The organism is Salinithrix halophila (assembly GCF_042650125.1).
Classification (GTDB): domain Bacteria; phylum Bacillota; class Bacilli; order Thermoactinomycetales; family DSM-45169; genus Salinithrix; species Salinithrix halophila.
Genome location: NZ_JBHSAP010000015.1, coordinates 501,835 through 508,544, shown reverse-complemented (window position 1 = coordinate 508,544; position 6,710 = coordinate 501,835). Strand labels below are relative to the sequence as shown.

The 6,710-nt window shown below is 51.4% G+C and carries 7 protein-coding genes; 1 reads left to right on the top strand and 6 read right to left on the bottom strand.

Translation table 11 applies throughout. The features are described from left to right. Positions 1-77: 77 nt before the first annotated feature. The 3 genes from codY to ACFOUO_RS12705 all read right to left on the bottom strand — a co-directional run bounded on the left by codY (position 78) and on the right by ACFOUO_RS12705 (position 2,180). Complete coding sequence (gene codY, locus ACFOUO_RS12715) at positions 78-857, bottom strand: GTP-sensing pleiotropic transcriptional regulator CodY (protein WP_380705486.1); 780 nt, start codon at positions 855-857, stop codon at positions 78-80. A gap of 241 nt (positions 858-1,098) precedes the next feature. Further along, positions 1,099-1,593 carry a signal peptidase I gene (gene lepB / locus ACFOUO_RS12710; RefSeq protein ID WP_380705485.1) on the bottom strand — a complete coding sequence of 165 codons (495 nt, stop codon included), beginning with the start codon at positions 1,591-1,593 and terminating at the stop codon, positions 1,099-1,101. 44 nt (positions 1,594-1,637) lie between these two features. After that, on the bottom strand, positions 1,638-2,180 hold the full coding sequence (locus tag ACFOUO_RS12705) for a DUF402 domain-containing protein (protein WP_380705484.1): 543 nt from the start codon (positions 2,178-2,180) through the stop codon (positions 1,638-1,640). Between the two features lie 521 nt (positions 2,181-2,701). Here ACFOUO_RS12705 and proC point away from each other — a divergent pair. Further along, on the top strand, positions 2,702-3,541 hold the full coding sequence (gene proC / locus ACFOUO_RS12700) for a pyrroline-5-carboxylate reductase (protein ID WP_380705483.1): 840 nt from the start codon (positions 2,702-2,704) through the stop codon (positions 3,539-3,541). Between the two features lie 176 nt (positions 3,542-3,717). Here the strand turns inward: proC and ACFOUO_RS12695 are convergent, their stop codons facing one another. The 3 genes from ACFOUO_RS12695 to ACFOUO_RS12685 all read right to left on the bottom strand — a co-directional run bounded on the left by ACFOUO_RS12695 (position 3,718) and on the right by ACFOUO_RS12685 (position 6,573). Then, positions 3,718-5,025 carry a S8 family peptidase gene (locus ACFOUO_RS12695; RefSeq protein WP_380705482.1) on the bottom strand — a complete coding sequence of 436 codons (1,308 nt, stop codon included), beginning with the start codon at positions 5,023-5,025 and terminating at the stop codon, positions 3,718-3,720. Positions 5,026-5,204: 179 nt separating this feature from the next. Beyond that, complete coding sequence (locus tag ACFOUO_RS12690; RefSeq protein WP_380705481.1) at positions 5,205-5,651, bottom strand: GNAT family N-acetyltransferase; 447 nt, start codon at positions 5,649-5,651, stop codon at positions 5,205-5,207. A 229-nt stretch (positions 5,652-5,880) separates the two neighbouring features. After that, a complete protein-coding gene (locus ACFOUO_RS12685) occupies positions 5,881-6,573 on the bottom strand; it encodes a hypothetical protein (protein WP_380705480.1) in 693 nt (230 codons plus the stop codon). Positions 6,574-6,710: the final 137 nt, after the last annotated feature.

Here is a 6,710-nt window from a genome sequence, read left to right as displayed (position 1 = left end):
TTTCCCAGTCTGTCCCTGAAAGCCCACACGACAAAAAAAGCGGCCGCCGGATGATCCGGCGGCCGCCTTCTTCCCCTTTAGCTACGGGCTTTTTCTAGAGCTGGCAAGAGCTTGTTGTTCAGGATTTTGATGTAGGTTCCTTTCATCCCGAGAGAGCGAGATTCTACGACCCCGGCACTTTCCAATTTCCGCAGGGCATTGACGATTACAGAACGGGTGATACCGACCCGGTCGGCAATTTTACTCGCTACCAGCAAGCCTTCATTCCCTTCCAATTCATTGAAAATATGCTCAGCAGCTTCCAACTCACTGTAGGAAAGGGAATTGATAGCCAGTTGGACAACAGCACGGCTGCGGGCTTCATCTTCAATCTTGCCCGCCCGTTCCCGAAGAATCTCCATGCCGACGACCGTGGCCCCATATTCAGCCAGTACCATATCGTCATCCACGAACTCCTCATTGATTCGGGAGAGAACCAGGGTTCCCAGGTGATCCCCGCCACCGACGACCGGCACTAGAGTGGTGTACCCATGTTTGAACATATCTTTCATCTCTACGGGGTAAGCCGTGTAGGGGCTGTCCACACTAACGTTGAATGTGGTCTTCTCCACTTCCATCAGAAGGGTGGCATACTCCTCTGGAAATTGGCGCTCTTTCAGATATTTTTGCATCCGCTCGTTTTCAATGTCATGGTTGGTTGCCAAACCGAGAATTTCCCCTTCCGGGCTCACCACGTAGATATTGGCTCCAATGACATCACTTAAAGCTTCAGCCACTTGGTCGAAATCAACCAGGTGATGACCGACATTTTTCTGTAAGATCCGTGAAATGCGGCGTGTTTTGTTTAAAAGATCCATATGGACAGGTCCTCCCTGAAAACTGTTTTTAAGATTCACTCGTTTCTTTATTCACAGTCAGCGCGGACGCCCCGTCCAAGCCAAGCACCGACGGAACCGCGTCCTTGCGCGAAACATTTATCGATTGGCGATGTGAAAGAATCGATCAGCCCCAACCTCTTCACTATTATGCGCTCGTATAAAAATCAGCGCAAAAGGTTTTTGTGAACAGTTTTTGACTTTTTTTATAATTTGGTTTCCATCAGAGAAAGGCAGCCAATGACGGTCTCCAGAGGATCAATTCCACTTTTCCTTCGAGAAGCCTATCGGGTACAAGACCGACGCTTTGGTAACGGCTGTCACGGCTGGCATACCGGTGGCGGTTATCTCCCATCACAAAAATGCGATTGGGTTTAACATCCACAGGCCCATAATTACCATCTTCAATTTCGGTGTCGATATAGGGCTCGTATACTACTTTACCGTTCCGGTAAAGTTCACCTTTCTTGATTTCGATCCGGTCTCCTGGCACCCCTACGACACGTTTCACTAAGTAACGCCCTTTATGAGAAGGATCCTTGAACGTAACCACATCCCCGCGTTCGGGTTCGTTCAATAAGAAATGAAATTTGTTAATCAACAATCGATCTCCGTTTTCAAGTGTCGGCTGCATAGATGTGCCGTTGACGACCGACAGCGCCATCCCGAACTGGTTGATCACCAATGCGAAGGAAACGGCCAACAAAAAGGTCCTCAACCAGGAAATAAACCTTGGTCTAGATTTGCTCATGTGTCATCACTTCACCCCATCAATTGTTTTTCATAAGAAAGATATCGATGATATCCTGCTTGGACAAATGCCGGAGTGAAAGGTTCCCTTCCAGCTCGGAAACGATCGTCCAACTCAGCGGCTGCTCTCTTCACTTCACGGATAACGTGCTGGGGGTAAGCCATACGCCGCCGATTTTCTTCGAATTCATTCCGGTCCAGCCACCGCGCCTTCCCTGTCTCGTCAACCGACAGATCTAGGTCATAGTCCGTATAAATGAGACGTTCTGCTTCCAGACGGCATGGAGAGGCGATGTTACAATACCAGCGGTACTTCTTCCTGAAATTGAACAATACTATCGTATTGAACCACTTGGTTCTATGAAACTGACAAATCGCCAAATTCCTAGAAATCCATTGCCGCCCGTCTGCTTCCGTCACACGGACATTCCGGTTGGCCAAGAGAAGAGGATCACCGCCCTCCAGAACAATGGACCTCTCCCAAGTGCGATGAAGCTTGCCATTGTGTTTATAACTCTCTATGCGGAGGATATCCCCTGTTTTGCACTCTTTCATTCGACCACCCGCCTTACACATTCTCATGTATTTCCAAATAAGGGAGTTTATAAAACATATTTTCAGAATTGATTCAGTGAATGGACTATTTTTTTCAATTAGGCTTTCACCGGATACATTCCCTACTTACCCGCCTCATGCCGAAGCAAACGGTGGAAAAATGTTCCCACCCTTGACATCCTTTTGCCATGGATTGCATAATAGTAAGAACTACAGACCGGATATGGACGGATGAAAACGCGATGACGGGGCTAGTAAGGCGGGCTTAACGGTCAGAGAGCGGCACCCGAGGGCTGGAAGGTGCCGTCCGGGATGTCCCCCCAACCCACCCCTGATGCGGACGGTGATAAATCGGACGGGAGTCTCCCCTTATCGAGAGCGAACGGTGGTTCCTCGCCGTTCCGCAAGCCGGGCACACTTTTGTGCCAAAAAAGGTGGTACCGCGGAAGAGACCCTCTTTCGTCCTTGTGACGAAAGAGGGTCTCTTTGCATGTAGTCGACCATTCAAAGGAGGATGCCTCATGAAACAGAGAAAACACTATTGCTTTATCGGGGCCGGCTCCATGGCCGAAGCGATCCTCGGCGGGCTGACCAAAAGCCGGCGAGCCGACGCTAATGGCATCCACGTCATCAACCGATGCGACCGGGATCGCCTGACCCAACTGAAAAATCATTACAGCATCCAATGCCCTGAAGAAAAAGAAAAGGCTGTGACGCGTGCCGAAACGATCATCCTGGCCGTCAAACCGAAGGACATGGCTGATGCCCTCGATCAATGGGGGGGCTTAATCCGTCCTGGCCAACGGGTGATCTCTGTAGCTGCCGGTATCTCCACCGCCTTTATTGAAGAGCGTATCGCTTCCGGAGTAGCCGTCATCCGAGCTATGCCCAATACTTCCAGCATGATCGGGCGGTCCGCAACCGCCATTTGCGGCGGCCGCCACGCCGCTAAATCCGACCTAGAAGAGGCTGTAGCCGATTTCTCCAGCATAGGTTCCACAGTGATCGTGGACGAAAAAGATATGGATACGGTGACCGGTCTCTCCGGCAGTGGACCCGCCTACATCTACTATTTTGTAGAAGCCTTGGAACAAGCCGGGGTAAGGGAAGGGCTATCCCACCAGGTTGCCCGCCAGCTCACCCTGCAGACCCTGGTCGGGGCTGCTCATATGCTACTGGAAACCGGAGAAGACCCGGCAGAGCTGCGCCGCAAAGTTACCTCTCCGGGGGGGACCACCATGGCCGCGATTGAAACCCTGGCCGACCACCATTTCCACCAGGCTCTTCAAAGCGCTGTCCACCGCGCTCGAAAACGTTCCGAAGAACTTGGACAAGTGTTTACCCCATCGGCGGCAAAGTAAAAAAACCTATGGGAAATAACCTACCGGCACCGGTATTCTACCGGTGCCGTATTGTTTCATGGGGTTTTTCCAAAAATCGTTCTTCGCCACAAAAATACCCCTTAAAAGTAGTCCCGTTCAGGGAATTTCCCTGTGTCTACTCAAAGGGGTGCTGTTATTTTTACGCCTGTTTTTGGTTAATTGCCTGGGGAACCGGCGGTAACCCCCTGAAAGGCGGCATACTCCTTCGCCAGGGCAACAGCAGCACGTACGTCGATATAGCCTGCCTGATCGCCGCGTAAGACCTGACTGGTATCCATTAGGATCGCTTTGACATCATTGGGGCTTAAAGCTGGGTTGGCCTCCAGCATGAGGGCGGCCACTCCAGCGCAGATCGGGGTGGCCATCGAGGTTCCGGACAAACTGATATAATGATCACCGACACGGTTCTCCGGCAATTGCTTCTCCAAAGGCGAACCGGGAACCGACAGGGAGACGATATTGGTCCCGGGGGCGTATATATCCGGCTTTACAAGAAAATCGAAGGTAGGGCCCCGGCTGGAATAAGGGGCTTTTTGATCGTCCTGCCGATCTTCCGTATTCTTATCGTCAGCGGAACCCACCGTGATGATCAGCGGATCGATCCCCGGCGTTCCAATCGTCATCGGATAAGGCCCCTCATTACCCGCTGCCGCACAGACAACGATCCCGCTGTGCCAAGCTTTTTCAACGGCCTGGCAGAGGGGATCATCCCGGTAAGATTCAAAGGCGGGGGCTCCCAAGGAGAGGGACAAGACACGAATCCCCAGTTCCTTGCGATGCCTGACACACCACTCCACACCCTGAATCACTGTAGACAGGCGGCCACTCCCTTCGGCATCGAGCACCTTCACTCCGACCAAATCCGCTTCCGGTGCGGGACTCGTGTAAAGTCCCTCGGAAAGGCCACCGTTCCCAGCGGCGTTCCCTGCACAATGAGACCCGTGTCCCTGGTCATCATAGGAGTCTTTCTCTTTGGCCACTAAATCGACGAATGCCTTGATTCGCATCGTTGGTTTCATCAGGTCGTCATGGGGATGGATCCCTGTGTCGACGACGGCGATCGTGACACCTTTCCCCGTTAGACCGTCTTTTACCTGGACATCCAAAGCACCGATGGATTTGGATGCCATATCCAAGAGGGCCTTCACTTCCCGGTCGTAATATATTTTGGCCACACCTTCATGCTTAACAAGGTTCTTGATCGTTGCCGGGCTGAGGGAGCCGTAAATCCCTCCCAGGAAAGCCAACTCCCCTTCCACCCGATCACAGGAGCCGTCTTGGCAGAACCGGATCGCCTCTTCTCGTCGTTCCTTTTCCGCCTGGTGGTTGAAGCGGACGATTACCGGCAGTGCGGCATTCTCCTCATCCGAGGTTTTTTTGCGAAGCATTCTTAATTCCTGAACCAGACCGGGATCCAAGAATCCTTCTGCCTGCTCAAACCAAACCCGCTCTTTCTTTCCCACAGGAAACCACCTCCTACTCTAGGTATTGGATGCCATTTCCGAATTTCCTCCCTTTTCTCAAAATTAAAAAATAAATAAAAAACCTCCGTACCCGGTCGGTGCGGAGCTGAGGATTATCGCCTCTGGATGGTATAGGGATAGGACCAGCTTGCTATCAGAATGAACGATTAGGCCAAGAATCAGCGGGCAACCTGTCCTATCAAATTCTTTAAGTTGAAAATCCAGTTTTCCCCCAGAACAGAAGAACGGATTCCCTGATACCCAAGATGGGTGTAAAAAGGGTACAACTTCTCCGTCCCTTCATCGATGACGGCTTGGGTACGGTTCACTCCTTTGTCGCGAAGCCGATTCTCCAACAGCTGGGTCAGGCCGCGCGCCACCCCTTTCCCCTGGTAAGCGGGGTGAACAGCTAGGCAATACAGGAATCCTGTATCCTTATCGATCGTTCCCATAATCGCTCCTACCACCCGGCCCTCATCCTCCGCCACCAAGACCAGGTCTCGGTCACAGACCAACTGCCGGGATAGAACTTGAAGCGTCTCTTCCTCCTTTTCCCGGGATGCGGTCATTTTCCAAATCGATGTGACGGCATGTACGTCGGATAATTGAAAAGAACGCAGATGCATCGATGAATCCTCCCAGCGACGGATGATTTCTTAAGTGTACAAGATGCTTTTCCTTCTTGGCAATTGTGATGAAACTGTGAAGAAAACGCTTACTACCGGTGGAAAAATCACCGTCCGCCTTTATTTGGCTCTATTCGTCATATCCTGCGAAGAGGGAATAACCCCTCTTTTTCCGGCTATTACTTTATATTGGAAAATCGCACACCAACATGATGGCCAACCTAGGCAGTTAGGATGGGGCGGGACGGGGGAGCCATTGACCTAAACGCCAGAACCAGGGAACCAGCATTAATAGGGCGAAAGCGGTTAGCCAGGGCATCATTCCCTCCAACCAGCGAACAGAAACGGCCGTCAACAAAACAAAACACCAGACAACAAAGGAATACCGCGCCATCCCACTGGGAATATGGTCACTCCGAAACATAATGGCCGTATAGATCAGCCCGCTGATTGCATAACAAGTACAGCTGAAAACTCCCCCCAGACGAAACAGGAGCCTTTCCCACATCAGGATGTAATCAGCCAATCCTGCTGTGGGTACAGCCAAGAACATCCGGGACAGCGTCGGCATCACCCACATTTGCATCAAGTCTTGCAAGATCCATCCAGCAGCACCGATAATCCAGATCATAAGAGCCATCTGTAGGATCGATCGATACTGAGCCTCCAGCATCCACACTAATACAAGAAAAACCCCTGTCATCATCACAGCCGACAGGATTTTAACTCCCCACGACCAATGAAAGACCGCCTCATTAGCCAAAATGGAACGCATCCGAACTCCAATGGGCCCGTACTCCGAACGGACCATAAAATACACCAGCGTCATCACCGCCATCAGGTTTGTGATAGCAGCAGCCCGTCCAAGCCAGGGAACCCAATGAAAAAGCCCACTTAAAGCCCCCCTTCCCCTCTCCTTCATAACCCCTCACTCCCTGTCTCTGCCTGAAACCCCGTTTTAGTGGAAAATATGCCGTTAGTCTATAGCCCTATGAATACCGCGAAAAAAGGCACCAGCGTTCCAACCAATCAGATTATTCCTCTTAGACCGTAATAACC

What these genes read in the sequence shown, in the direction of transcription:
- ACFOUO_RS12690 (WP_380705481.1), bottom strand. Translation starts at nt 5,651, where the DNA reads ATGCATCTGCGTTCTTTTCAATTATCCGACGTACATGCCGTCACATCG.
- codY (WP_380705486.1), bottom strand. Translation starts at nt 857, where the DNA reads ATGGATCTTTTAAACAAAACACGCCGCATTTCACGGATCTTACAGAAA.
- proC (WP_380705483.1), top strand. Translation starts at nt 2,702, where the DNA reads ATGAAACAGAGAAAACACTATTGCTTTATCGGGGCCGGCTCCATGGCC.
- ACFOUO_RS12705 (WP_380705484.1), bottom strand. Translation starts at nt 2,180, where the DNA reads ATGAAAGAGTGCAAAACAGGGGATATCCTCCGCATAGAGAGTTATAAA.
- ACFOUO_RS12685 (WP_380705480.1), bottom strand. Translation starts at nt 6,573, where the DNA reads ATGAAGGAGAGGGGAAGGGGGGCTTTAAGTGGGCTTTTTCATTGGGTT.